Source organism: Streptomyces sp. enrichment culture, from assembly GCF_964272855.1.
GTDB lineage: Bacteria > Actinomycetota > Actinomycetes > Streptomycetales > Streptomycetaceae > Streptomyces.
Genome location: NZ_OZ186847.1, coordinates 7,275,960 through 7,298,254, shown reverse-complemented (window position 1 = coordinate 7,298,254; position 22,295 = coordinate 7,275,960). Strand labels below are relative to the sequence as shown.

The 22,295-nt window shown below is 72.6% G+C and carries 27 protein-coding genes; 13 read left to right on the top strand and 14 right to left on the bottom strand.

All coding sequences use genetic code 11. The features are described from left to right. Positions 1-52: 52 nt before the first annotated feature. On the bottom strand, positions 53-661 hold the full coding sequence (locus ACSU6L_RS32495; protein ID WP_437062595.1) for a hypothetical protein: 609 nt from the start codon (positions 659-661) through the stop codon (positions 53-55). A 65-nt stretch (positions 662-726) separates the two neighbouring features. Here ACSU6L_RS32495 and ACSU6L_RS32490 point away from each other — a divergent pair, with 65 nt between their 5' ends. After that, a complete protein-coding gene (locus tag ACSU6L_RS32490) occupies positions 727-1,446 on the top strand; it encodes a lysophospholipid acyltransferase family protein (RefSeq protein WP_437062593.1) in 720 nt (239 codons plus the stop codon). Positions 1,447-1,504: 58 nt separating this feature from the next. Further along, entirely contained in the window at positions 1,505-2,542 is a 1,038-nt protein-coding gene (locus ACSU6L_RS32485) for an NAD-dependent epimerase/dehydratase family protein (RefSeq protein ID WP_437062591.1), read from the top strand. 62 nt (positions 2,543-2,604) lie between these two features. Here ACSU6L_RS32485 and ACSU6L_RS32480 read toward each other — a convergent pair whose 3' ends face one another. The 8 genes from ACSU6L_RS32480 to ACSU6L_RS32445 all read right to left on the bottom strand — a co-directional run bounded on the left by ACSU6L_RS32480 (position 2,605) and on the right by ACSU6L_RS32445 (position 9,973). Continuing rightward, a complete protein-coding gene (locus ACSU6L_RS32480) occupies positions 2,605-4,233 on the bottom strand; it encodes an alpha/beta hydrolase (protein WP_437062589.1) in 1,629 nt (542 codons plus the stop codon). A gap of 132 nt (positions 4,234-4,365) precedes the next feature. Continuing rightward, on the bottom strand, positions 4,366-5,127 hold the full coding sequence (locus tag ACSU6L_RS32475; protein WP_437062587.1) for an urease accessory protein UreD: 762 nt from the start codon (positions 5,125-5,127) through the stop codon (positions 4,366-4,368). Continuing rightward, positions 5,124-5,801, bottom strand: a complete 678-nt coding sequence (gene ureG / locus ACSU6L_RS32470; protein WP_437062585.1) for an urease accessory protein UreG — start codon at positions 5,799-5,801, stop codon at positions 5,124-5,126. The genes ACSU6L_RS32475 and ureG overlap by 4 nt, the downstream gene beginning before the upstream one ends. A 341-nt stretch (positions 5,802-6,142) precedes the next feature. Continuing rightward, a complete protein-coding gene (locus ACSU6L_RS32465; protein WP_437062583.1) occupies positions 6,143-6,817 on the bottom strand; it encodes an urease accessory protein UreF in 675 nt (224 codons plus the stop codon). Beyond that, positions 6,817-8,538, bottom strand: coding sequence for an urease subunit alpha (locus ACSU6L_RS32460; RefSeq protein ID WP_437062581.1), 1,722 nt, complete (start codon positions 8,536-8,538; stop codon positions 6,817-6,819). Before ACSU6L_RS32460 ends, ACSU6L_RS32465 begins: the two co-directional genes overlap by 1 nt. Then, positions 8,531-8,842 (bottom strand): urease subunit beta, encoded by a 312-nt coding sequence (locus tag ACSU6L_RS32455; RefSeq protein WP_437062579.1) that lies wholly within the window; start codon positions 8,840-8,842, stop codon positions 8,531-8,533. Before ACSU6L_RS32455 ends, ACSU6L_RS32460 begins: the two co-directional genes overlap by 8 nt. 10 nt (positions 8,843-8,852) lie before the next feature. Then, positions 8,853-9,155, bottom strand: a complete 303-nt coding sequence (locus tag ACSU6L_RS32450; RefSeq protein WP_010355509.1) for an urease subunit gamma — start codon at positions 9,153-9,155, stop codon at positions 8,853-8,855. Between the two features lie 188 nt (positions 9,156-9,343). Further along, positions 9,344-9,973, bottom strand: a complete 630-nt coding sequence (locus ACSU6L_RS32445; RefSeq protein ID WP_437062575.1) for a TetR/AcrR family transcriptional regulator — start codon at positions 9,971-9,973, stop codon at positions 9,344-9,346. A 109-nt stretch (positions 9,974-10,082) separates the two neighbouring features. On the opposite strand from ACSU6L_RS32445, the gene ACSU6L_RS32440 reads away from it, so the two are divergent. Further along, positions 10,083-11,087, top strand: a complete 1,005-nt coding sequence (locus tag ACSU6L_RS32440) for an ABC transporter permease (protein WP_437062573.1) — start codon at positions 10,083-10,085, stop codon at positions 11,085-11,087. A 56-nt stretch (positions 11,088-11,143) separates the two neighbouring features. On the opposite strand, the gene ACSU6L_RS32435 is transcribed toward ACSU6L_RS32440, so the two are convergent. Further along, the gene (locus ACSU6L_RS32435; protein ID WP_437062571.1) at positions 11,144-11,422 is read right to left on the bottom strand and encodes a type II toxin-antitoxin system Phd/YefM family antitoxin; all 279 of its coding nucleotides are present in this window, start codon (positions 11,420-11,422) and stop codon (positions 11,144-11,146) included. A gap of 72 nt (positions 11,423-11,494) precedes the next feature. On the opposite strand from ACSU6L_RS32435, the gene ACSU6L_RS32430 reads away from it, so the two are divergent. From ACSU6L_RS32430 to ACSU6L_RS32420, 3 genes are all read left to right on the top strand, one after another. Beyond that, positions 11,495-12,142: an ATP-dependent Clp protease proteolytic subunit gene (locus ACSU6L_RS32430; RefSeq protein WP_437062569.1), complete on the top strand. Its 648-nt coding sequence runs from the start codon at positions 11,495-11,497 to the stop codon at positions 12,140-12,142. Positions 12,143-12,149: 7 nt separating this feature from the next. Then, positions 12,150-12,458 (top strand): hypothetical protein, encoded by a 309-nt coding sequence (locus tag ACSU6L_RS32425; RefSeq protein WP_437062567.1) that lies wholly within the window; start codon positions 12,150-12,152, stop codon positions 12,456-12,458. Between the two features lie 556 nt (positions 12,459-13,014). Further along, positions 13,015-13,488 carry a C40 family peptidase gene (locus tag ACSU6L_RS32420; RefSeq protein WP_437062565.1) on the top strand — a complete coding sequence of 158 codons (474 nt, stop codon included), beginning with the start codon at positions 13,015-13,017 and terminating at the stop codon, positions 13,486-13,488. Positions 13,489-13,556: 68 nt separating this feature from the next. On the opposite strand, the gene ACSU6L_RS32415 is transcribed toward ACSU6L_RS32420, so the two are convergent. Continuing rightward, positions 13,557-14,015, bottom strand: a complete 459-nt coding sequence (locus tag ACSU6L_RS32415) for an ATP-binding protein (protein ID WP_073943504.1) — start codon at positions 14,013-14,015, stop codon at positions 13,557-13,559. Positions 14,016-14,227: 212 nt separating this feature from the next. Here ACSU6L_RS32415 and ACSU6L_RS32410 point away from each other — a divergent pair, with 212 nt between their 5' ends. Further along, positions 14,228-15,088: a helix-turn-helix domain-containing protein gene (locus ACSU6L_RS32410; RefSeq protein WP_437062562.1), complete on the top strand. Its 861-nt coding sequence runs from the start codon at positions 14,228-14,230 to the stop codon at positions 15,086-15,088. A 10-nt stretch (positions 15,089-15,098) separates the two neighbouring features. Further along, entirely contained in the window at positions 15,099-15,320 is a 222-nt protein-coding gene (locus tag ACSU6L_RS32405) for a DUF397 domain-containing protein (RefSeq protein ID WP_437062560.1), read from the top strand. A gap of 42 nt (positions 15,321-15,362) precedes the next feature. Here ACSU6L_RS32405 and ACSU6L_RS32400 read toward each other — a convergent pair whose 3' ends face one another. Continuing rightward, complete coding sequence (locus ACSU6L_RS32400; protein ID WP_437062556.1) at positions 15,363-16,490, bottom strand: 8-amino-7-oxononanoate synthase; 1,128 nt, start codon at positions 16,488-16,490, stop codon at positions 15,363-15,365. Between the two features lie 147 nt (positions 16,491-16,637). Between ACSU6L_RS32400 and bioB the strand changes: the two genes are divergently transcribed. The 4 genes from bioB (at position 16,638) to ACSU6L_RS32380 (ending at position 20,696) form a co-directional block, all read left to right on the top strand. Beyond that, complete coding sequence (gene bioB / locus ACSU6L_RS32395) at positions 16,638-17,864, top strand: biotin synthase BioB (RefSeq protein WP_437062554.1); 1,227 nt, start codon at positions 16,638-16,640, stop codon at positions 17,862-17,864. Then, entirely contained in the window at positions 17,857-19,137 is a 1,281-nt protein-coding gene (locus ACSU6L_RS32390; protein WP_437062552.1) for an adenosylmethionine--8-amino-7-oxononanoate transaminase, read from the top strand. Before bioB ends, ACSU6L_RS32390 begins: the two co-directional genes overlap by 8 nt. 1 nt (position 19,138) lies before the next feature. Then, positions 19,139-19,861 (top strand): dethiobiotin synthase, encoded by a 723-nt coding sequence (gene bioD, locus ACSU6L_RS32385; protein WP_437062550.1) that lies wholly within the window; start codon positions 19,139-19,141, stop codon positions 19,859-19,861. Positions 19,862-20,015: 154 nt separating this feature from the next. Next, the gene (locus tag ACSU6L_RS32380) at positions 20,016-20,696 is read left to right on the top strand and encodes a class I SAM-dependent methyltransferase (RefSeq protein ID WP_437062548.1); all 681 of its coding nucleotides are present in this window, start codon (positions 20,016-20,018) and stop codon (positions 20,694-20,696) included. 15 nt (positions 20,697-20,711) lie between these two features. On the opposite strand, the gene ACSU6L_RS32375 is transcribed toward ACSU6L_RS32380, so the two are convergent. Together ACSU6L_RS32375 and ACSU6L_RS32370 are read right to left on the bottom strand one after the other, a co-directional pair. Then, entirely contained in the window at positions 20,712-21,086 is a 375-nt protein-coding gene (locus ACSU6L_RS32375) for a fic family toxin-antitoxin system, toxin component (protein WP_437062546.1), read from the bottom strand. A 3-nt stretch (positions 21,087-21,089) separates the two neighbouring features. Further along, a complete protein-coding gene (locus ACSU6L_RS32370) occupies positions 21,090-21,308 on the bottom strand; it encodes an antitoxin (RefSeq protein ID WP_073943495.1) in 219 nt (72 codons plus the stop codon). Between the two features lie 162 nt (positions 21,309-21,470). On the opposite strand from ACSU6L_RS32370, the gene ACSU6L_RS32365 reads away from it, so the two are divergent. Next, positions 21,471-22,295 carry an ABC transporter ATP-binding protein gene (locus ACSU6L_RS32365; RefSeq protein WP_437062543.1) on the top strand — a complete coding sequence of 275 codons (825 nt, stop codon included), beginning with the start codon at positions 21,471-21,473 and terminating at the stop codon, positions 22,293-22,295.

Below are 22,295 nucleotides of genomic sequence, written 5' to 3'. Positions count from 1 at the left end.
AAACGCCCGAGTCCCACCACGCGTCCGGCGAGCTCCAGCGCCCGCCGCCATGTCAGCCGACGGCCGCCGGTACGGACGAACTCGACGGCGAGAGCCTCGTCGATGCGCCGGCTGTTGCGGAGCAGTTCGTCGCGGGTGAGGACACTCGGCCGCTTCGGGCCGAGAAGACCGCCCAGCATGGCGGCGAGAACGGCGAGCCGACTTGAGTCCTGCCCGTGCCGGGCGGCGCGGTGACCAGGAGTAGTTCGTGCCGGTTCAGACGGCCCACCCGTTGCGTGGGTCCGGCGACGGCGGCGCGCTCGCTGGTCCACTCCCGCCAGGCACGCTCGGCCCGGCTCAGCTCGTGCAGAGCCGCGACTGCGCGAAGCGTCCGCTTGGCCTCGACGATGACAAGGCGGTCGCCGTCCTCCCAGACGAGGTCGAAGGCGGCCTTGTCGCGGACGCCGGCCGGGGCGGGCGGCGAGAAGTCGAAGATCGACGGCACGTCGATGCGCTGGTAGGGCCTGCCCAGCGATCGCTGATGAACCGCCGTCAGGATCGTCCGCGAAGCCTTCGGATCGGACAGGAAGCCGGCACACGCCACGACCTTCGGCACCGCCGGGTGATCGGAGTCTCGCCGCCGGTCGGACAGCGCCGGGGTCGGGTAGCTGTAGAACAACACGCCCCCTTCCCTTTACTCGCCGTCTCATCAAGGATACCGGCAGCCTCTGACACGAGGAGCGACCCTTGTTCTATCACCTGCTCAAGTACGTGCTGCTGGGACCGTTGTTGAGGCTCGTCTTCCGGCCCCGGATCGAAGGGCTGGAGCATGTCCCGGCGTCGGGGGCGGCCATCGTCGCCGGGAACCACCTGTCCTTCTCGGACCACTTCCTGATGCCGGCGGTGCTGAAGCGGCGGATCACCTTCCTGGCGAAGGCGGAGTACTTCACGGGGCCGGGTGTGAAGGGGCGGCTCACCGCCGCGTTCTTCCGCAGCGCCGGGCAGATCCCGGTGGACCGCTCCGGGAAGGACGCGGGGCAGGCGGCGATCCGGGAAGGACTCGGAGTGCTGGGGAAGGGGGAACTGCTCGGGATCTACCCGGAGGGGACCCGGTCGCACGACGGGCGGCTGTACAAGGGGAAGGTCGGGGTCGCGGTGATGGCGCTGAAGGCCGGGGTCCCGGTGGTGCCGTGCGCGATGATCGGCACCTTCGAGGCGCAGCCGCCCGGCCGGAAGGTGCCCCGGGTCCATCCGGTGGTGATCCGCTTCGGTGAGCCGCTGGACTTCTCGCGCTACGCGGGCATGGAGCACGAGAAGGCGGTCCTGCGTGCCGTCACGGACGAGATCATGTACGCGATCCTGGCGCTGTCCGGGCAGGAGTACGTCGACCGGTACGCGGCCGTGGTGAAGGCTGAGCAGGAGGCCGCGGCCAGGGAGCGCAGGTTCCGGCGGCTGCCGTTGAGCTGATCTCTGCTGTCGGCGAAGCCGCCGTGGCGTCCGGGTGTCCGGCGCGTACGGTCGCCGCATGAAGCGTGCTGTGGTGATCGGAGCGACAGGGCAGATCGGGCGTCCGGCGGTGGCCGCGCTGGCGCGGGACGGCTGGCAGGTGACGGCCGCGTCGCGCGGCGGCGGCCGGGACGACGGCTGGCCCGACGGGGTGCGGTCGGTGCGGCTGGACCGCGAGGACGACGCCGCGCTGGCCTCGGTGGTCGGCGACGGCTGCGAGCTGGTGGTGGACGTCGTCGCGTACGGCGCGCGTCACGCACGGCAGTTGACGGACCTGCCGGGACGGATCGGCTCCGCCGTGGTGATCTCCACGGTGTCGGTGTACGAGGACGGCGAGGGCCGCGGCTTCGACACGATGGACCGGCCGGACGGCTTCCCCGAGTACCCGGTGCCGATCCGCGAGGACCAGCCGACCGTGGCACCCGGCGACACCTCCTACAGCACGGGCAAGGCGGCCCTGGAACGCGACCTCCTCGCGGCGGGCGACCGGCTGCCGGTGACGCTGCTGCGCGCGGGCGCGGTGCACGGCCCGTACAGTCCGCTGCCGCGCGAGCTGTACTTCGTGAAGCGGAACCTCGACGGGCGGCGCCGGCGGGTGCTGGCGTTCGGCGGGCAGAGCCGGTTCCACGGCGCGCAGGTGCGCAACATCGCCGAGCTGGTGCGGCTGGCGGCGGCGCGGCCCGGTTCGCGGGTGCTCAACGCGGTGGACCCGGACGCGCCGACGGTGGCCGGGATCGGGGCGGCGGTCGACGCGGTGATGGGGGTGCGGACCGAGACGGTGTCCTTCGACGGTCCGCCGCCGGGCCCGGCCGTCGGCAAGTCTCCGTGGTCGGCCGAGCGGCCGGTGGTGTGCGACATGTCCGCCGCCGAGCGGGAGCTGGGCTATCGCCCGGTGGTGTCTTCCTACGCCGAGGGCCTGCCGGAGACGGTCGAGTGGCTGGCGAGGCGGCTGGCCGGCGGACGGGACTGGCGGGAGGCGTTCCCGCTGCTGGCCGGGGTCTACCCGGACCTCTTCGACTACGCGGCGGAGGACGCCTGGCTGGCGGCCCGCGCGTGAGCGGCGGTGAGGGGCGGGCCGTATCCGGCGCCGGCCCGCCCCTCACCTCGTACGCGTGCCGTTTACGGCTTGGGCGTGGCGTGCGGTGCGCAGGTCACGTCCTCGGCGTCCAGCTCGCCGGTGAGCAGGTAGGCGTCCACCCGCTCGTTGACGCAGGAGTTGACGAGGCTGGTCACGCCGTGCGAACCGGCGTTCTTCTCGGTGATCAGGCGGGAGCCCTCGAACCGCTTGTGCAGTTCCAGCGCGCCGCCGTAGGGGGTGGCCGCGTCCCGCTCGGCCTGGACGATCAGCACCGGCGGCAGGCCCTTGCCGGTCTTCACGTCCACCGGGGTGCGCTGCTTGACCGGCCAGGTGGCGCACGGCAGGTTCATCCAGGCGTTGGACCAGGTCAGGAACGGGTGGTCGCGGTGCAGCCGGGTGTTGTCGCGGTCCCAGCGCTGCCAGCTGGTGGGCCACTTGGCGTCGGCGCACTCGACGGCGGTGTAGACGGCGTTGCCGTTCTCGGAGGCGGCGTTGCCCGCGGTGTCGGACAGGTCGGGGGCTGCGGCGTCGACGAGGGCCTGGGTGTCGCCGGCGACGTACTTGCTGAACACGGTGGCGACGGACACCCACGCGGAGTCGTAGTACGGGGCGCTCTGGAAGAAGCCGATCAGCTCGGCCGGGCCGACGACCCCGCCGATGGGCTCCTTCTTCGCGGTGGCGCGCAGTTCCAGCCACTCGGCCTGGACCTCGGCGCGGGTGGTGCCGAGGTGGAAGGTCGCGTCGTTCTTCGCGACCCAGTCCTGCCAGTCCTGCCAGCGCGTCTCGAAGGCGACGTCCTGGTCGAGGTTGGCCTGGTACCAGATCTTCTCGCGGGACGGGTTGACCACACTGTCGGTGATCATGCGGCGGACGTGGCCCGGGAAGAGGGTGCCGTAGACGGCGCCGAGGTAGGTGCCGTAGGAGACACCGAGGAAGTTGAGCTTCTTCTCGCCGAGCGCGGCGCGGATGACGTCGAGGTCGCGCGCGGTGTTCGGGGTGGTCATGTGCGGCAGCATCTCGCCGCTGCGCTCGTAGCAGCCCTCCGCGTACTCGCGGGCCAGCTTGCGCTGGGCGAGCTTGTCGGCCTCGGAGTCGGGCACCGGGTCCATCTTGGGCGCCTTGACGAACTCCTGCGGGTCGGCGCAGGAGATGGGCGCGGACTTGCCGACGCCGCGCGGGTCGAAGCCGACGAAGTCGTACGCCTTGGCCACGTTCTGCCAGACCGGGGCGTTGGTGGTGACGCGGCGCGGGAAGCGCAGGCCGGAGCCGCCGGGGCCGCCCGGGTTGTAGACGAGGGCGCCCTGCCGCTCGGCCTTGCTGCCGGTGTTGCCGATGCGGTCGACGGCTATCTCGATCTGCTTGCCGTACGGCTTGGCGTAGTCGAGCGGCACGGTGACCCAGCCGCACTGGATCGGCTTCTCCAGGCCCCAGCCGGCCGGGCAGTCCCGCCAGTCGATGCCCTTCTTCGCGGCGCGGGCCGCGGCGATCTCGACACCGCGCGCCTCACGGTCCTGACCGTGGCGGGCCTCGGCGGCGCCGCGAGCCTCCACGCCGGCGGTGCTCGCGCTGGCCGAGGGCGCCGCGACGGCGCCGGCCATCAGGGTGGCCGCGACGAGCACACCGGCCGATCCGAGCGCAGCCGTCCGCCTGTTCGGTCTGTTGTCCCTCAAGTGGGGCCTCCCCCTGCGTGGTTGCGATGGTCAGGGGGGATCCTGACTGCTGCGGGGTGTCCGGGAACAGGGGTGGCGGGCCTTTCTTTGCCAATCCGATAACCGGATAAGCCCATCCCGCTGAGCGGGGCGCTATCCCAGCTCGGCCAGCGCCCCGTCCAGCAGCCGCCGCAGCCGCAGCGCGTCGGGCGCGACCGCTGTCACCAGCACGGCGGGCCCGGCGAGCGGCATCAGCGCCGCCCCCTCCCCCAGCACCCGCGCCACCACCGGCCGTACCGCGAACTCGGGCCGCACGACAACCAGTTGCCCCACGGCCCGACGACCCCCGAGCCCCGCAGGACCGTCCCACCCCCCAGGCGCACCGGGCCCGCAGGCGAGCTCCTGGTCGAGCACGGCCCGCCCCCCGACCCGCACGGTCAGCCGGCTGGTCAGCCGCCCGGGCTCCTCCCCCACCCGCCCCAGCACCTGCTCCTCGCGCAGCACCAGCCGGCCCGCCACACCCAGGTCGACACTCGTGCGCACGGTCAGCTCGCTTCCCGCCGCGCAGATCAACTGCTCGGGCAGCCAGTGCAGTTCGGCGCCCTCCGCCACCGTGAGCCGCACGTCGTAGCGGGCCTCGCCCTTGGCCTGGCCCGGCAGGGCGATGGTCGCCGCGGCCGAGCCGACACGCAGCCGGGCGTTCGCGGCCACGTCCGCCTCGACCGCGAGGTGGTCCCCGCCCAGCGGCCCGCTCATCGCGCCGACGAGCATGACGCGGGCCTCGGCATCGCTTCCCCGGGTGCGCCGCAGCGCCAGCGGACCCTCACCCGCCAGCACCGGCAGCGCCGTACCGCCCCGCCCGTCGTCGACGGCCCGGATCCGCGCCGTGGCCCGCACGCCGGTGGCCGGGCTCATGCCGTCCACTCGGCGAGCCGTGCCCGCACCCAGCCGGCCACGTCCGCGACCCCGGTCTCGCCGCGCAGCGACTGGAGGACGACCGGCAGTTCGCCCCGCTGCGCCTTGGCGTCCGCCGCCATCCGGGCGAGGTCGGAGCCGACGTGCGGCGCCAGATCGGTCTTGTTGACCACCAGCAGGTCGGCGGTGGTGACGCCCGGACCGCCCTTGCGCGGGATGTCGTCACCGCCCGCCACGTCGATCACGAAGATCTGCGCGTCCACGAGCCCCTTGGAGAAGGTCGCGGTGAGGTTGTCGCCGCCGGACTCCACCAGGATCAGGTCCAGCGGCCCGACCTCGTCCTCCAGGTCCTCGACGGCCTCCAGGTTGGCGGAGATGTCGTCCCGGATCGCGGTGTGCGGGCAGGCGCCCGTCTCGACGGCGGTGATCCGCTCCGGCGGCAGCACGGCCTCCCGCAGCAGGAACTCGGCGTCCTCACGGGTGTAGATGTCGTTGGTGACGACGGCGAGCGACAGCTCGTCGCGCAGGGCACGGCAGAGCGCGGCGACGGTGGCGGTCTTCCCGGACCCGACGGGCCCGCCGAGCCCGATCCGCAGGGCCCGCCGAGCCCCGTCGGGCCGACGCGCGTCGGCGCTGACGGCGGCGGGGCCGGGGTGGGAGTGGTCGAGATGCATGGCAGCTCCAGTTTCAGGGGACCGGCACGACTCAGCCCGTCCGGCACTTGAGGACGAGGCCGTTCAGGCCGATAGGGGGGTCTGGGGGGCAAAGCCCCCCAGGGTCGGGACTGGGAAGGGGCGGCGGGGGCGAAAACCTTCTAGGGGGTGTCTCGTCGATCAGGCCGGATCAGGGAGCGGCGTCTGGTGCCGTGCATCGCAAGGCGGAGGAGGGAGCCGATGCGATGGGGGTCCCCCCTGCTCGAGCGGAGCCGAGAGCTTGGGGGAATCGGCGAGTGACGACAACGCGGCGAGGCGCGGTGCCAGGCGCCGCGAGCCCGGCATGATCGGCGAGACACCTCCTAGGACGCGAACAGCCGCACAGGCCACCCGGCATGCGCCTCCGCGGAGATCTCCAGCAACGGCGCCGACACGACCGGCAACACGTCGACCCCCTCGGCGATAGCCGTCCGCGCCGCCCCGACCGCCTGATCCACGACACGGTCCAGCTCCGGCGCCAGCCGCGCCAGCACCCCGCTCGCGTCGAACGGATCCAGACTCAGCAACCGCACCACCGCGCTCGCGGGCCCGCTCACACTCTCGTACGCCGCACAGTACGCCGCGTCGACGGCCTCCAGCCCCGCCGCCCGGGCCGCCAGCCCGAGCACGACGGGCTGGTGCGCGCCCTTGGGGAACTCCAGCGCGAGGGCGTCGAGTTCACCGGACGGCCAGGTCGCCCGGGCCGCCCGCATGAGCTGACGCCCGAGCTTGCGCGACGCGCCCCGCAGCGCGGGCGACGGCGTGCGCGCGTCCGCGGCGGCGTCGAGCGCCGCGGGGTCCACTCCGAGCACGGCGGCCGCGGCCAGGGCCGCCGACACCAGACCGGCCGTGTGCAGCCGCCCCCGGCAGAACTCCGCCAGGCTCTCCGCTTCCGTGATCCGCCCGGCCTTGACGGCGGCCTCGGCCCCGCCGGAGTGCGCGTGCCCTCCGGCGGGGAACCGGCCGTCCGCGAGGACGAGCAGTGCCGCGCGCGACATCAGAAGAGGAAGTAACGCTGGGCCATGGGCAGTTCGGCGGCCGGAGTCGCCTCGACCAGCTCCCCGTCGACGTACACGGCGAAGCTGTCGGGGTCGACCCGCACGGCGGGCCGGGCGTCGTTCTCGCGCATGTCCGCCTTGGTCACGCCGCGCGTCGGCTCGATCGCCACGAACCGCTTGCCGAGTCCGAGCCGTTCCGGCAGCCCGTCCTCGAGGGCGAGCGGGGCCACGAAGTTGAACGAGTTGGCGGCCGGCGCCCGTCCGATCGCCCCGTACATCGGGCGAGGCAAGATCGGCTGCGGGGTGGGGATGGAGGCGTTGGCGTCGCCCATCTGCGCGTAGGCGATCTGCCCGCCCTTGAGGACGAGGAGCGGTTTGACGCCGAAGAACGCCGGTTCCCACAGCACCAGGTCGGCGAGCTTGCCGCTCTCGACGGAGCCGATCTCGTGGGCGAGGCCCTGCGCGAGCGCGGGGTTGATCGTGTACTTGGCGACGTACCGCCGCACCCGGTGGTTGTCCGCGCGCCCGTCCCCGGGCAGGGCTCCCCGGCGTCGCTTCATCACGTGGGCGGTCTGCCAGGTCCGCAGGATCACCTCGCCGATCCGGCCCATGGCCTGGCTGTCCGAGGAGATGATGGAGATCGCGCCCAGATCGTGCAGGACGTCCTCGGCGCCGATGGTGGACGGCCGGATGCGGGACTCGGCGAAGGCCAGGTCCTCGGGGACGGCCGGGTTCAGGTGGTGGCACACCATCAGCATGTCGAGGTGCTCCTCGGCGGTGTTGACGGTGTAGGGGCGGGTGGGGTTGGTCGAGCTGGGCAGCACGTGCGGCTCGGAGACCACGGTCATGATGTCCGGCGCGTGCCCGCCGCCCGCGCCCTCGGTGTGGTACGCGTGGATGCCGCGCCCGCCGATCGCGGCGAGCGTGTCGCCGACGAACCCGGCCTCGTTGAGGGTGTCCGTGTGTATGGCGACCTGGATGCCCGTCCGGTCGGCGACGGTCAGCGCGGCGTCGATGACGGCGGGGGTGGAACCCCAGTCCTCGTGCAGCTTCAGGCCCAGCGCGCCGCCCCGGATCTGGGACAGCATCGCCTCGTGGGAGACGGTGTTGCCCTTGCCGAGGAAGCCGATGTTGAGCGGGTACTGCTCCATCGCCTCCAGCATCCGGGCCAGATGCCAGGGTCCGGGGGTGACGGTGGTGGCCTTGGAGCCCTCGGCGGGGCCGGTGCCGCCGCCGACCATCGTGGTCACGCCGGAGGCCAGTGCCTCGTCGGCGACCTGCGGGCAGATGAAGTGGACGTGCGCGTCGACGGCGCCGGCGGTGACGATCCGCCCGTTGCCGGCGATGATCTCGGTCTCCGGGCCGATCACCAGGTCGGGGTGGACCCCGTCCATGGTGTCGGGGTTGCCCGCCTTGCCGATGCCGGTGATGCGGCCGTCGCGGATGCCGATGTCGGCCTTGACGACACCCCAGTGGTCGACGATCACGGCGCCCGTGATGACGGTGTCCGGGGTCCCCTCGGCCCGCGTGGCACGTGACTGCCCCATGGACTCGCGGATGACCTTGCCGCCGCCGAACACCGCCTCGTCACCGGCGAGTCCGGGTCCGCCGGAGCGGTCCTGCTCGATCTCGATCAGCAGATCGGTGTCGGCGAGCCGGATGCGGTCGCCGGTGGTCGGGCCGAACAGGTCGGCGTAGGCGGCGCGCGAGATCTCAGCCATCGAGGGCACCTCCGGTCTCCCCGCGCAGTCCGGGCACCACGCGGGCGCCGGCGATCGGGACGAGTTCGACGTCGACGGGGATGCCGGGCTCGAAGCGCACGGCGGTGCCGGCGGCGACGTCGAGCCGCTTGCCGCGCGCGGCGGCACGGTCGAACTCCAGGCCGGGGTTGGCCTCGGCGAAGTGGTAGTGGGAGCCGACCTGGACGGGCCGGTCGGCGGCGTTGAGGACGGTCAGCCGGGTGACCTCACGGCCTTCGTTGCAGGCGATCGGGTCCTCGGCGAACAGGATCTCCCCGGGAATCATCGACGCCCCCTCAGACGATCGGGTCGTGGACGGTGACCAGCTTGGTGCCGTCCGGGAAGGTCGCCTCGACCTGGACGTCGTGGATCATCTCGGGGATGCCCTCCATGACGTCGTCCCGGGTGAGCAACTTGCGTCCGGAGGCCATGAGTTCGGCGACCGTACGGCCGTCCCGGGCGCCTTCGAGGATGTGCGAGGTGATGAGGGCGACGGCCTCGGGGTGGTTCAGCTTGAGGCCGCGGGCCCGGCGCTTCTCGGCGACGTCGGCCGCCACATGGATCAGCAGCCTCTCCTGCTCGTGCGGAGTCAGTTGCACGTCCCACCTCATTCCTCGCTCCGGGTCGTGCGGGACCCGGTCGCCGCGGCCACCTGCGTCAGGGGATAGATGTAACACACAGACAGATGGCGCGATTCTGCGCGATCGGGAAAGAAAAACCCCTGGTGGCGTGGATCGGCAGGCTAGTTCGCCGGAGTTTCAACGACGTTAACCAGACTTTGAACCCCTCATGACCCGCCGCTGGGCTGCCCCATGCTCGTCAGTGCCCGGAGTCCGTTGCGCAGCACCTCGACCGGCACCGGCCCGAACAGCGACTGCTGCACGACGAATCCCTGCACGGTGGCGATCATCGTGCGGGCCACGTCGTCCGCGGGCAGGTCGGCCCGCATCATCCCGGCCTCCTGGTAGGCCTCGACGACCTCGGTCCAGGCGGCGCGCACCGCGCCGTAGCCCTCCCTGAGGACATCCGCCAGCTCCTCGTTGCGCACGACCTCCGTCCAGACGGTGACGATGAGGCGCGGGAAGGCCGGTTCCCCGTCGACCGAGAGATGCCCGCGCGCCTCCAGGGTGTGACCGAGCACCGAGGCGACCAGGGCGTCCGGCGGCGGAGGCGGGCTCTGCCGGGTGGCCTCCTCGAAGGCGGCCCTCACCTCCCCCAGGACCTCGGCGACGATCGCGGCGATCAGCTCGTCCTTGCCGCGGAAGTAGCGGTAGACCGCGCCCGCCGACAGGTCCACCTCCTTGAGCACGTCCTGCATGGAAGTGGCGTGGAAGCCGTTGCGGGCGAAGCAGAGCGCGGCGCCGTCGAGGATCTGCCGGCGGCGGGCGTCGAGGTGTTCCTGGGATACGCGGGCCATGACCAAAAAGTAAAACGAACGTTCCTTCTTGACAAGGCGGGGTCGCGGCGGGACGGTGGTGGCGAGCTAAAACGAACGATCCTTCTTTTTACCGCCCCGGGAGACCCCCATGTCCGCCACGCGCCCCACACCCACGGCGCGCCGCCTGCTCGCGGTCGTCGTCCTCGTCCCGCTTCTCGCGGCTCTCGCGCTCTGGGCCTTCGCCTGGCCCGCCGCCCGCACGGCACCGCGCGACCTGCCGCTCGGCGTCGCCGGGCCCGCCGCCGCGACCGCGCAGGTCGAACAGCGGCTGAGCCGGCACGACGGCGCCTTCGAGATCCACCGCTACGCCGACGAGACGGCCGCCCGCGACGCGATCGAGGACCGCGAGGTCTACGGCGCGGTCGTGGTCACCGAGCAGGGGCCCCGGCTGCTCACCGCGTCGGCGGCCAGCCCGACGGTCGCCCAGCTGCTGCAGCAGGCGGTGAACGGGCAGGCGGCCGCCGAGGGCACGCGGGTCACGACGCTCGACGTGGTACCCGCCCCGGAGAACGACCCGCGCGGCGCGGCCCTGGGCGCGAGCGTGCTGCCGCTCACCATGGCCGGGATGGCGGCCGGCGCGGCGGTGACCCTGCTCGGGGTGCGCGGCATGCGTGCAGTGACGGCGCTCGTCGGCACCTCGGCGCTGGTCGGCCTCGCCGCGGCCGCGATCGCGCACAGCTGGCTGGGGGTCCTGACCGGCGACTGGTGGGCGGAGGCCGGGGTGCTCGGGCTGGCCGCGCTGGCGGTGTCCGGTGGTGTCGCCGGGCTCGCCGCCCTGCTGGGCCCCGCCGGGACCGGCCTCGCGTCGGCCGTGGTGATGCTGCTCGGCAACCCGTTCTCCGGCGCCGCGGGGGCGCCGCAGCTGCTGCCGGAGCCGGCCGGGGCGATAGGCCAGTGGCTGCCGCCGGGCGCCGGGGCGTCCCTGCTGCGCTCGGTGTCCTACTTCGACGGAGCCGCGGCGACCGGCCCCCTCCTGACCCTCGTCTGGTGGGCGGCGCTGGGCCTGGGGGCGGTGCTGCTCGGCGCGGCGCTGAAGTCCCGTGCCCGCGAGGCCGAACCGGCCGCCGGCCGGGAGCCCGCGCTCGCCGGCTGACCACCCGCCTCCCCGGGGCCCGCTCTCGTCGTTCACGACGGGGCGGGCCCTCGGCGTTACGACGGGGCGGGCCCTCGGTGTTCCGCGGCGATGCCGAACCGCTGCTGTTCGCGGGGAGCGGACGCGACCTCGTGGACCCGGGAGACGGCGCTGATCACCTGCTCCTCCTCGGGCTCCTTGGACTCTTCGAGTCGCTGCAGGTCAGCGGCGGAGACGAGGGCGACGAGGGGCTTGCCGTGGCGGGTCACGACGACGCGCTCCCCACCGTAGACCACCCGGTTGATCAGATCGGCGAGCTCAGCCCTGGCTTGCGTCACCGGAATCTCGTAGGCCATGGTCTCCACATTACGTCATGTACGTCCTGTACATTTTTTACGGAGACAGCTCCGCTGTGAGGAGGGGTCCGTATGACCCGAGAGCCCGCCCCGCCGTCCGCCCGTCACGTCCTGCCCGAGTTCACCGAACGCACCAGCCTCGGCCGCCGGACGACGGATCCGTACTCGAAGCTGCTGGAGGAGCGCATCGTCTTCCTCGGCACCCCGCTCGACGACGCCTCGGCCAACGACGTGATCGCCCAGTTCATGCACCTGGAGTACCAGGCTCCGGACCGGGACATCTCGCTGTACATCAACTCCCCCGGCGGCTCGTTCACCGCCATGGCGGCGATCTACGACACCCTCCGGTTCGTGACCTGCGACGTCGAGACGATCTGCCTCGGCCAGGCCGGCTCGTCGGCCGCCGTGCTGCTGGCCGCGGGGACCCCGGGCAAGCGCTACGCCCTGCCGGGCGCCCGGGTGATGATCCATCAGCCCGCCGCGCCCGGACCGGTGCACGGCCAGGCGAGCGACCTCGCCGTCCAGGCCGAGGAACTGACCCGCGTACGGGGCCGCCTGGAGGAGATGCTGGTACGGCACACCGGACGCACCCCGGAGCAGGTGAGTGCCGACATCGAGCGGGAGAAGATCCTCACCGCGCGGGAGGCGCTGGAGTACGGCCTGGTGGACCGGATCGTCACCGGCCGCAAGACGTCGGCCGCCGCGCCCGGCGCGAGGTGAGCCGCCGATGCTGCCGCCGGAACTCCCGCCGCTGCCCGCGCTCACCCGGGCCGAGAGCGAGTTGATCGACCGTTACCTGGAGGTGGTGGACCTGCTCGGCCGGATCAACCCCGGCCGGGAGGGTCACACGTATGGCGGACTGCGGGCCGCCCAGGCGCTGGTGACCAAGGCGGTGGCCCTGCGGGACGCGTTGGCGCTGATGCACCAGCGGGGCGAGACCGAGCTGCACGCGCCGACTCTCGCGCGGGCGCTGCGCGTGCTCGACGGTGAACGCCGCACGGCGCGCGTCACCCTTCCACCGCTCTCCGACAGTTGACGCACGGCGTGCTTGGCCCGCGTCTCCGGCGCAGGTGACGGGGCGTCCGCGGCGGGGTTGAAACGGACTGAACGGATTACCCACCATCGGCGTATCCAAGGGTCCTTTTTCGAGGTGGCCCAGGTTGCGCCGAGGGAGGACCTTCAGGGCGGAATCGAGCGTTCCGCCGCTGGTCCGGGGGGCTTTGACGGTCTTGACACCCGACGCGTCGTCAGGGTGTCCACCCGAACGGGTGAGTGGTGAGGAAGACCACAAATCCCCGGTTCCGTTGGGATTTTCGGACATGTGTGAGTCAAGATCCCTGTCTGACGACAAGACCCCGCCACCGCGGCGGGGCGATCCGGGCGGACGCCGAGTCCTGCCGCCGCCCGGATGACCGGTCGACAGGAGTGGATCGGCAGGAGTGGAGGACCCAAGCACGACGGGTCGCCGGAACGGTCACGCCACGACCGGGCCGAGCGGTCCTTGGGGTGAAGCCGCGGCAACGCGGCCGGGCAACTTCGCCAGCCCGAATCCGACAGGTCATCCTTCACAGGCGGCTGACGAAGGGTTGCGCATGACCGCGCTCAATCGTGTCCCGTCACTCATGGCCCGGGCCGGTACGGCCTCGGCCCTCACCCTCGCCGCGGTGGGCGGCTCCGTGATCGCCCCTGGCTTCGCCCAGGAGGCCGCGGCCGCCACGCCGGCGAAGAAGGCGCTCCAGGTCGCCGCCTCGAAGAAGGGCTCCCCGTACAAGTGGGGCGCCACCGGACCGTCGAGGTTCGACTGCTCGGGACTCACGCTCTACTCGTACAAGAAGGCGGGCAAGACCCTGCCGCGTACGGCCGCTCAGCAGTACAACAAGACGCGCCACGTCTCGGCCAAGAACCGCAAGGCCGGGGACCTGGTGTTCTTCCACTCGGGGTCCAGCGTGTACCACGTGGGCATCTACGCCGGAAAGGGGAAGATCTGGCACTCCCCGAAGACCGGGGACGTCGTGCGGCTGCAGAAGATCTGGACGAAGAGCGTCTGGTACGGCCGGGTCAAGTAGTGACGGTCGACTGATCACGAGCCGGGTCCGACCGCGTACGCGCGTGCGGGCCCGGCCGCGTTCCGGGGTCAGGGCTCCGGCTGCCCCGCGACCGGCACCGGCCGGGACGGGACCGTCCACGGCAGTTCGATGGCGACGGTCTTGCCGCCCTCCCGGGTGGGGCGGACTCTCAGCCGGCCGCCGCACTCCGCGGTCAGCCAGCGGATGATCACCATGCCCCGCCCGTTGTCCTGCTGCACGGCGGCCGGCAGCCGCTTCGGGAAGCGCGGGTGACTGTCGGTCACGCCGATCCGCAGATGTTCGTCACGTTCGAGCTCCACGTCCACCGTGAAGGTGGGTGACTGCCCGAAGGTGTGCTGTACGGCGTTGGTGGCGAGCTCGGAGACGATCAGCCGGACGGTGTCGGCCACCTCCGTGTCCGACGGCAGACCCCACTCCGCCAGGGTGCCGACCACGAAGACGCGGGCCGCGGAGACCGATGCGGGATCGCTCGGCAGAGTGACGGATGCTTCCAGATGGTCTGCCATGGCGATGTCGTCCCTTTCCCAGGGGACCGCGGACCGACACGAAGGCGGATGGTTCGAGTACGGTCCCGGACTGGTGCTTCGCCGCCAGAGTGCCACCAGCGCACCGATCCAGGTGGCGATCCACCAAGATGTGCATATATCTGTCGCTCGAAGCGGTGAACTCTGCGACGGGAAACCGTGCTCGGACGGCTCGGTTGGAGTAAGGAGGAGCCATGCAGCACGGTCCCGCGGTGCGCCGCCGGAAACTGGGCGCCGAACTGCGTGCGCTGCGCACGAACGCGGGGCTCACCAGTGGGGAGGCGGCCCGGCTGGTGGGCTGGCACCAGTCCAAGGTGAGCCGGATCGAGACCGGCGCGAGCGGGGTGAAACCGGCCGACGTGCGGATACTGCTCGACGCCTACGGGGTGCGGGACCCCCGGCTGCGCGAGCTGCTGCTGGCCCTGGCCGGCTCGGGCGGCGGGCAGGGCCGGGACCACTGGTGGCACGCCTATCGCGGGGTGCTGCCGCCCACGTACCGGGACTTCATCAGCCTGGAGTCCCAGGCGAGCGCGATGCGCACCCTGGAGACCTCGGTGGTCCCCGGCCTGCTCCAGACCCCGGAGTACGCCCGCGCGGTGACCCGGGCGGCCGTGGAGGGGCTCGACGAGGACGGGCTGGACGCGCTGGTGGAGGTACGGCTGGCCCGGCAGGACGTGCTGCGCTCCCATCCGCCGCTGAGGCTGTGCGCGGTCCTGGACGAGGCCGTGCTGCGGCGCGAGGTCGGCGGTCCGGACGTGATGCGGCGGCAGCTGCACCGGCTGCTGGAGGCCGCGCGGCTGCCCCAAGTGCGGCTTCAGGTACTGCCGTTCTCCGCCGGGGCGCACATCGGGGTCACCGGCCCTTTCGTTGTTTTCTCATTTTCGAACACTTCTGATCTGGATGTTGTTGTTCTCGACCACTTGACGAGTAGCCTCTACCTGGAAAGGAAAGAAGATGTTGAGGCCTACACCGAGGCCTTCGACGCTCTTCGCAGGAATGCCCTGTCACCCGAGGAATCGTTGGACTACATCGCCGTGATAAGTGACGGCGCGTAGGGAGGCATCCATGACCGCACTGCCTCGGAACGTACCTTCCGGCACCGATCTGCACGACGTGCGCTGGCTGCGCAGCAGCTACAGCACGGGAGCCAACAACTGCGTGGAGACGGCCAGGCCCCGCTCGGGCACCGGCGCCGGGCTGCTCGCCGTGCGCGACTCCAAGGACCCGGCCGGGCCCGCGCTGCTCTTCTCGCCCGAGAGCTGGGCGTTCTTCACGGCCGCCGTCTGACCCACCGTCCGCCAGGGGCGACGCACGGCCGTGGACGCCGACTTACGGCCGCGTTTCGCCGATCACCCGTACAGCGCGTTCGATCTGGTCCCCGGAGAGGTCCGCCCGGGCGGTCAGCCGCAGCCGGGACACACCGTCGGGCACGGACGGAGGGCGGAAGCAGCCCACCGCGAGCCCGGCGGCCCGGCAGTCGGCCGCCCAGCGCACGGCACTCTCCGGGGACGGCGCGCGCACCGAGACGACCGCCGCGTCCGGACGGACCGCCGCATGGCCGGCCGCCGTCAGCCGGGCGTGCAGCTCGCCCGCCACCGCGCGCGCCCGCTCCGCCCGCTCCGGCTCGCGGCGCAGCAGCCGCAGCGCCGCCAGCGCCGCGCCCGCCGCCGCCGGGGCGAGGCCCGTGTCGAAGATGAACGTCCGGGCCGCGTTGACCAGGTGGTCGATGACCCGGGCCGGGCCGAGCACCGCGCCGCCCTGACTGCCCAGCGACTTCGACAGCGTGACCGTCACGACCACGTCGTCGGCGCCCGCGAGGCCCGCCGCGTGCGGGGCGCCGCGGCCCCCCGGTCCGAGCACGCCCAGGCCGTGCGCGTCGTCGACCACCAGGCCCGCCCCGTGCTCCCGGCACGCCGTCGCCAGCTCCGCCAGCGGAGCCGCGTCGCCGTCCACCGAGAAGACCGTGTCGGAGACCGCCACGGCGGGTCCGTCGTGCGTCCGGAGCGTCTTGCGCACCGCGTCCGGTTCGGCGTGCGCCACCACCTGGGTGGCCCCCCGGGCCAGCCGGCAGCCGTCGATCAGGGAGGCGTGGTTGCCCGCGTCGGAGACGATCAGCGAGCCGTGCGGGGCGAGCGCGGTGACCGCGGCGAGGTTGGCCGCGTAGCCGGAGGAGAAGACCAGCGCCGCCTCGAAGCCGCAGAAGTCGGCCAGCTCGCGTTCGAGTTCGTGGTGCAGTTCGGTGGTGCCGGTGACCAGCCGGGAGCCGGTCGAGCCGCCGCCCCAGACGCGCGCCGCGCGGGCGGCGCCCTCGGTGACCTCCGGATGCCGGGCGAGGCCCAGGTAGTCGTTGCTCGCCAGGTCCAGCAGCGGCGAGTCGGCGGGCCGGGGCCGCAGCGTCCGTACCAGCCCGGCCCGGCGGCGCAGCTCCGCCTGGTCGTCGATCCAGCCGAACGCCATGGGTCCTCCGGGGATTTTGTAGGCAGTGCACAGACACTAGCGGCCTGGCCCGCTGGCCAGGATGTGGCAATCCACACACGGCGAAGTGGCGCTCTTGTGCGAACTCTCCTTGGCCCGGGGCACCTCCGTAGGACAGGATCGGCTCTCATGGACCTGCTGAACACGCTGGTGGAAAAGGGGCTTCGGCGCGAGCTGCCGACCCGCGAGGAGGCGCTGGCCGTCCTCGCGACCTCCGACGACGAACTGCTCGACGTGGTGGCCGCGGCCGGAAAGGTGCGCCGTCACTGGTTCGGCCGACGGGTGAAACTGAACTATCTCGTCAACCTGAAGTCCGGGCTGTGTCCGGAGGACTGCTCCTACTGCTCCCAGCGGCTCGGTTCCAAGGCCGACATCCTGAAGTACACCTGGCTCAAGCCCGACGAGGCCTCCCAGGCCGCCGCCGCGGGTCTGGCCGGGGGTGCCAAGCGGGTCTGCCTGGTGGCCAGCGGGCGCGGGCCGACGGACCGGGACGTGGACCGGGTCTCCGAGACCATCAAGGCCATCAAGGACCAGAACGAGGGCGTCGAGGTGTGCGCCTGCCTGGGCCTGCTCTCCGACGGCCAGGCCGAGCGGCTGCGCGAGGCGGGTGCCGACGCCTACAACCACAACCTCAACACCTCCGAGGGCACCTACGGGGACATCACCACCACGCACACCTACGCCGACCGTGTCGACACCGTGCAGAAGGCGCACGCGGCGGGTCTGTCGGCGTGCTCCGGTCTCATCGCGGGCATGGGCGAGAGCGACGAGGACCTGGTCGACGTCGTCTACTCGCTGCGCGAACTCGACCCGGACTCGGTGCCGGTGAACTTCCTGATCCCGTTCGAGGGCACCCCGCTGGCCAAGGAGTGGAACCTCACCCCGCAGCGCTGCCTGCGGATCCTCGCCATGGTCCGATTCGTCTGCCCCGACGTCGAGGTGCGGATCGCGGGCGGCCGTGAGGTGCACCTGCGCAGCATGCAGCCTCTCGCGCTGAACCTGGCCAACTCGATCTTCCTGGGCGACTACCTCACCAGTGAGGGCCAGGCCGGCAAGGCCGACCTGGAGATGATCGCGGACGCCGGGTTCGAGGTGGAGGGCGCCGGCGAGGTGACGCTGCCGGAGCACCGGGCGGCGGCCGGCGGCGGCTGCGGCTCGCACGCGGGCGCCGGGTGCGGTTCGCACGAGGCCAGTGGGTGCGGGTCGCACGAAGGTGCCGGGTGCGGGTCCCACGAGGGCGGCGGGGTGTGCGGCACGGCCGGCACGGCCCCCGAGGTGCCGGCCAACGAGCCGCGCACCGATCTGGTCGCGGTGCGCCGCCGGGGTGCCGGAACGGACCTCGCGCCCAATGCGTGAGCTGACCGCGCCGGAGCTGCTCGACCTCGACCGACGGCATGTCTGGCATCCGTACGGCCCGATGCCGGGCCGGCAGGAACCGCTCGTCGTGGAGTCGGCGAGCGGGGTGCGGCTGAAGCTCGCGGGCAGCTCCGAGGAGCTGGTCGACGGCATGTCGTCCTGGTGGTCGGCGATCCACGGCTACAACCACCCCGTGCTGAACGAGGCGGCGCGTGAGCAGCTGGCGCGGATGAGCCACGTGATGTTCGGCGGGCTCACCCACGAGCCCGCCGTCCGGCTGGCGAAGCACCTTGTCGACATGTCGCCGGACGGCCTGGAGCACGTCTTCCTCGCCGACTCGGGCTCCGTGTCGGTCGAGGTCGCGATCAAGATGTGTCTGCAGTACTGGCGTTCTCTCGGCCGTCCCGAGAAGCACCGCATGATGACCTGGCGGGGCGGCTACCACGGGGACACCTGGCAGCCGATGGCGGTGTGCGACCCCGACGGCGGCATGCACGAGCTGTGGACCGGGGTCCTGCCCCGCCAGGTCTTCGCGGACCCGCCGCCCACGGAGTACGAGGAGTCGTACACGGACCGGCTGCGCGCGCTGGTCGCCGAGCACGCGCACGAGCTGGCCGCGGTGATCGTGGAGCCGGTGGTGCAGGGCGCGGGCGGGATGCGGTTCCACTCCCCCGCGTATCTTCGGGTGCTGCGCGAGGCGTGCGACGCGCACGACGTGCTGTTGGTGTTCGACGAGATCGCCACCGGGTTCGGCCGTACCGGCGCGCTGTTCGCGGCGGAGCACGCGGCGGTGACGCCGGACGTGATGTGCGTGGGCAAGGCGCTGACCGGCGGCTATCTGACGATGGCGGCGACGCTGTGCACCGCGCGGGTCGCCGACGGGATCTCCCGGGGCGAGGTGCCCGTGCTCGCGCACGGTCCCACCTTCATGGGCAACCCGCTGGCCGCGGCGGTGGCCTGCGCGTCGATCGAACTGCTGCTCGGCCAGGACTGGCTCGCCGAGGTCAAGCGGATCGAGGCGGGACTGCGGGACGGGCTCGGCCCGGCCGCGGAACTGCCGGGCGTGCGGGACGTACGGGTCCTCGGCGCCATCGGGGTCGTCCAGCTCGACCATCCGGTCGACATGGCGGCGGCCACGGCGGCGGCCGTCCGCGAGGGCGTGTGGCTGCGGCCGTTCCGCGATCTGATCTACACCATGCCGCCGTACGTCACGGGAGACGCGGACGTGGCGCGCATCGCGCGCGCGGTGTGCGCCGCCGCACGGGAGGGATGACATGCCGATCCTGGTGATCACTGGAACCGGCACGGAGGTCGGCAAGACCGTCACGACGGCCGCCGTCGCCGCGGCGGCCGTCGCGGCCGGGCGGTCGGTGGCCGTGCTGAAGGCCGCGCAGACCGGCGTACGGCCGGACGAGCGCGGGGACGCCGACGAGGTGGTGCGGCTCGCCGGCGCGGTCACGGCCGGCGAGCTGGCCCGCTATCCCGAGCCGCTGGCTCCGGGGACGGCGGCGCGGCGGGCCGGGCGGGCGCCCGTGCACCCGCAGGACATCGCCGAGGCGGCCGCCAAGCTGGCCACCGAGCACGATCTGGTGCTGGTGGAGGGCGCGGGCGGGCTGCTCGTGCGCTTCGACCCGGCGGGCGGCACGCTGGCCGACGCGGCGGAACTGCTGGGGGCGCCGGTGCTGCTGGTGGCCTCGGCGGGCCTGGGCACGCTGAACTCGACCGAGCTGACGGCCCGTGAACTGCGCCGTCGCGGAGTCGAGCTGACCGGCGTGGTCATCGGCAGCTGGCCCGCCGAGCCGGACCTCGCCTCGCGCTGCAACGTCGCGGACCTCACGGACGTCTCCGACGCCCCCCTGCTCGGCGCCCTCCCCGAGGGCGCCGGCGCCCTCACCCCCACCGACTTCCGCACGACGGCCCCGAGCTGGCTGGCCCCCCGCCTGGACGGAACCTGGGACGCGGAGGCGTTCCGGGTACGGGCGGCGGCGGGACGGTAGGGCTCCGCTTGCGCCGGGGGCGGGGAGGTCTCGCCCCGCCCCCGGCCGCAGGGCCCCCGCCTCGGCGATCCGAGCCTCTCTGTTCCGGTGAGGGTGCACGAAGGGCCGTGCGGGGGAGAATCCCGGGAGGAGCTGTCCGCCTAGGGAGGTCTCCATGGCCCTGCGGTTCGCCGGTGCCGGCAAGGTCGCGCGGGATGCCGTGCACCATCCGCTGTTCGCCCGTTGCTACGCCCGGATCAGCGTGTCCGCCGAGACCCGGATGGGCATGGCGCAGGTGCGCGAGCGGCTGCTCGCGGGGCTGTCGGGACGAGTGCTGGAGGTCGGGGCGGGCAACGGCCTGAACTTCGCGCACTATCCGGGGACGGTCGCGGAGGTCGTCGCGATCGAACCGGAGCGGATTCTGCGGCAGTTGGCCGTGGAGGCCGCGCTGCGCGCCGAGACGCCGGTGGACGTGGTGCCGGGGGCGGCGGAGGCGCTGCCCGTGAAGAGCGAGGGCTTCGACGCGGTGGTGCTGTCGCTGGTGCTGTGCAGTGTGCGGGACGTGCCACGGGCGCTCGGCGAGGTGCGCCGGGTGCTCAGGCCGGGCGGCCAGGTGCGGTTCTTCGAGCACGGCCAGGGCGGCGGCCGGGCCATGCGGCTCTCGCAGCGCGCCCTGGACCGTACGGTGTGGCCGCGGCTGAACGGCGGCTGCCACCTGGGCCGGGCCCCGGTCGCCGCGCTGCGCGACGCCGGGTTCGAACTGGGCCCGTACCGGCAGCTGCTCATGCCGGAGCGGGGCCCGGTGCTGCCCGCCTCGTACTGCGTCCTGGGCACGGCCTGGCGGCCGACGGCGTAGGTCCGGTCCGGTTCCCTACCGGCACCACTGGCGCAGTTCGCGGGCGATCTCGTGGACCGACGCGTCGCCGTTCTTCACCAGCCGCGCCAGGTCGCGGACCTGTTCGGGTGACGTGACGACCTTGAAGCCGCTGGCGATCAGGTAGGCGTAGGCGACCGCGGACGCGAACAGCGCGTTGGAGCGCTCCAGGGCGGGGATGTGGATCAGCTGCTGGAGCAGCGCGGCGGCGCGGGCGTGCGGGGTGTCGTAGACGGGGACGTCGAATATCTCGGCCTGGTGCCGGGCGATGGCGGCGACGAGGGCGCCCCAGTCGGTGACCTGGGGGTCCCCGGGGGTCTGCCGCTCGGCGAGCATCAGCAGCCAGGCGAGGTCGATGCGCAGGTCGCTCAAGGGTCAGCGACCGCCCTCGCCGAACTCCTCGGCGAACACCTTCTCGTACTGCTGCATGAAGTCGGCGGCCGCCTCCACGAAGGTGTGGCCCACCTCGCCGGCGTCCTGCCGGACCAGTTCCTCGATGTAGCGGTTCACGCTCATCCCGCGGGCCAGGGCGCGCTCGCGGGCGGCCCGGGCCGTGTCCTCGTCCACCCGTACGTTCAGCTGGGTCTTCGCCATACCTCGACGCTAGCGCCGAGCCGCTAGCACCGGCAAGGGCGCACTTGGGGGATACCAGGTGTGGGCCGGATCACATTACGCTCGGCCGGGACGAGGAAGTGCGCTCGGCCGGGACGGGGAACCGCGCTCGTCCGAGCTCGGAGTCCGAGCCAGGAGGCAGTCGTGTCCACACCAGCCGCGGAGCACGCCCCCGGTCTCGCGTCCGCCGACGGGGTCGCGGCCCGCGCCCGCGGGCTGACCAAGGCGTACGGCTCGGGCGAGACGACGGTGCTCGCCCTGGACTCGGTGGACGTGGACGTCGTACGCGGCCGCTTCACGGCCGTCATGGGACCGTCGGGCTCCGGCAAGTCCACGTTGATGCACTGCCTGGCCGGGCTCGACACGGTCTCCGCCGGGCGGGTGTGGCTCGGCGACACCGAGATCACCGGGCTGAAGGAGCGGGAGCTGACCCGGTTGCGCCGGGACCGGATCGGGTTCATGTTCCAGTCGTTCAACCTGATCCCGACGCTCGACGCGCTGGAGAACATCACCCTGCCCATGGACATCGCGGGCCGCGCACCTGACCCCCGCTGGCTGGACCAGGTCATCGACACGCTCGGCCTGCGGGACCGGTTGAGGCACCGGCCGTCGCAGCTGTCGGGCGGGCAGCAGCAGCGCGTCGCCTGTGCGCGGGCGCTCGCCGCGCGCCCGGAGCTGATCTTCGCGGACGAGCCGACCGGGAACCTGGACTCGCGGGCGGGGCTGGAGGTGCTGGGGTTCCTGCGGGAGGCCGTGGACGACCTCGGGCAGACCGTCGTCATGGTCACCCACGACCCGGGCGCCGCCGCCCACTCCGATCTGGTGCTGTTCCTCGCGGACGGCCGCATCGTCGACGAGATGGCGCGGCCGACGGCTCAGAGCGTGCTGGAGCGGATGAAGCGCTTCGACGTCACCCGCGGCCCGTCCGACCAGGCTCCCGACCGCGGCCGGGCTCCCCGCGAGGGCTGA

Coding starts and splice junctions, on each gene's coding strand:
- ACSU6L_RS32485 (WP_437062591.1), top strand. CDS start 1,505: ATGAAGCGTGCTGTGGTGATCGGAGCGACAGGGCAGATCGGGCGTCCG.
- ACSU6L_RS32475 (WP_437062587.1), bottom strand. CDS start 5,127: ATGAGCCCGGCCACCGGCGTGCGGGCCACGGCGCGGATCCGGGCCGTC.
- ureG (WP_437062585.1), bottom strand. CDS start 5,801: ATGCATCTCGACCACTCCCACCCCGGCCCCGCCGCCGTCAGCGCCGAC.
- ACSU6L_RS32465 (WP_437062583.1), bottom strand. CDS start 6,817: ATGTCGCGCGCGGCACTGCTCGTCCTCGCGGACGGCCGGTTCCCCGCC.
- ACSU6L_RS32460 (WP_437062581.1), bottom strand. CDS start 8,538: ATGGCTGAGATCTCGCGCGCCGCCTACGCCGACCTGTTCGGCCCGACC.
- ACSU6L_RS32455 (WP_437062579.1), bottom strand. CDS start 8,842: ATGATTCCCGGGGAGATCCTGTTCGCCGAGGACCCGATCGCCTGCAAC.
- ACSU6L_RS32445 (WP_437062575.1), bottom strand. CDS start 9,973: ATGGCCCGCGTATCCCAGGAACACCTCGACGCCCGCCGCCGGCAGATC.
- ACSU6L_RS32440 (WP_437062573.1), top strand. CDS start 10,083: ATGTCCGCCACGCGCCCCACACCCACGGCGCGCCGCCTGCTCGCGGTC.
- ACSU6L_RS32435 (WP_437062571.1), bottom strand. CDS start 11,422: ATGGCCTACGAGATTCCGGTGACGCAAGCCAGGGCTGAGCTCGCCGAT.
- ACSU6L_RS32430 (WP_437062569.1), top strand. CDS start 11,495: ATGACCCGAGAGCCCGCCCCGCCGTCCGCCCGTCACGTCCTGCCCGAG.
- ACSU6L_RS32425 (WP_437062567.1), top strand. CDS start 12,150: ATGCTGCCGCCGGAACTCCCGCCGCTGCCCGCGCTCACCCGGGCCGAG.
- ACSU6L_RS32420 (WP_437062565.1), top strand. CDS start 13,015: ATGACCGCGCTCAATCGTGTCCCGTCACTCATGGCCCGGGCCGGTACG.
- ACSU6L_RS32415 (WP_073943504.1), bottom strand. CDS start 14,015: ATGGCAGACCATCTGGAAGCATCCGTCACTCTGCCGAGCGATCCCGCA.
- ACSU6L_RS32410 (WP_437062562.1), top strand. CDS start 14,228: ATGCAGCACGGTCCCGCGGTGCGCCGCCGGAAACTGGGCGCCGAACTG.
- ACSU6L_RS32405 (WP_437062560.1), top strand. CDS start 15,099: ATGACCGCACTGCCTCGGAACGTACCTTCCGGCACCGATCTGCACGAC.
- ACSU6L_RS32400 (WP_437062556.1), bottom strand. CDS start 16,490: ATGGCGTTCGGCTGGATCGACGACCAGGCGGAGCTGCGCCGCCGGGCC.
- bioB (WP_437062554.1), top strand. CDS start 16,638: ATGGACCTGCTGAACACGCTGGTGGAAAAGGGGCTTCGGCGCGAGCTG.
- ACSU6L_RS32390 (WP_437062552.1), top strand. CDS start 17,857: ATGCGTGAGCTGACCGCGCCGGAGCTGCTCGACCTCGACCGACGGCAT.
- bioD (WP_437062550.1), top strand. CDS start 19,139: ATGCCGATCCTGGTGATCACTGGAACCGGCACGGAGGTCGGCAAGACC.
- ACSU6L_RS32380 (WP_437062548.1), top strand. CDS start 20,016: ATGGCCCTGCGGTTCGCCGGTGCCGGCAAGGTCGCGCGGGATGCCGTG.
- ACSU6L_RS32370 (WP_073943495.1), bottom strand. CDS start 21,308: ATGGCGAAGACCCAGCTGAACGTACGGGTGGACGAGGACACGGCCCGG.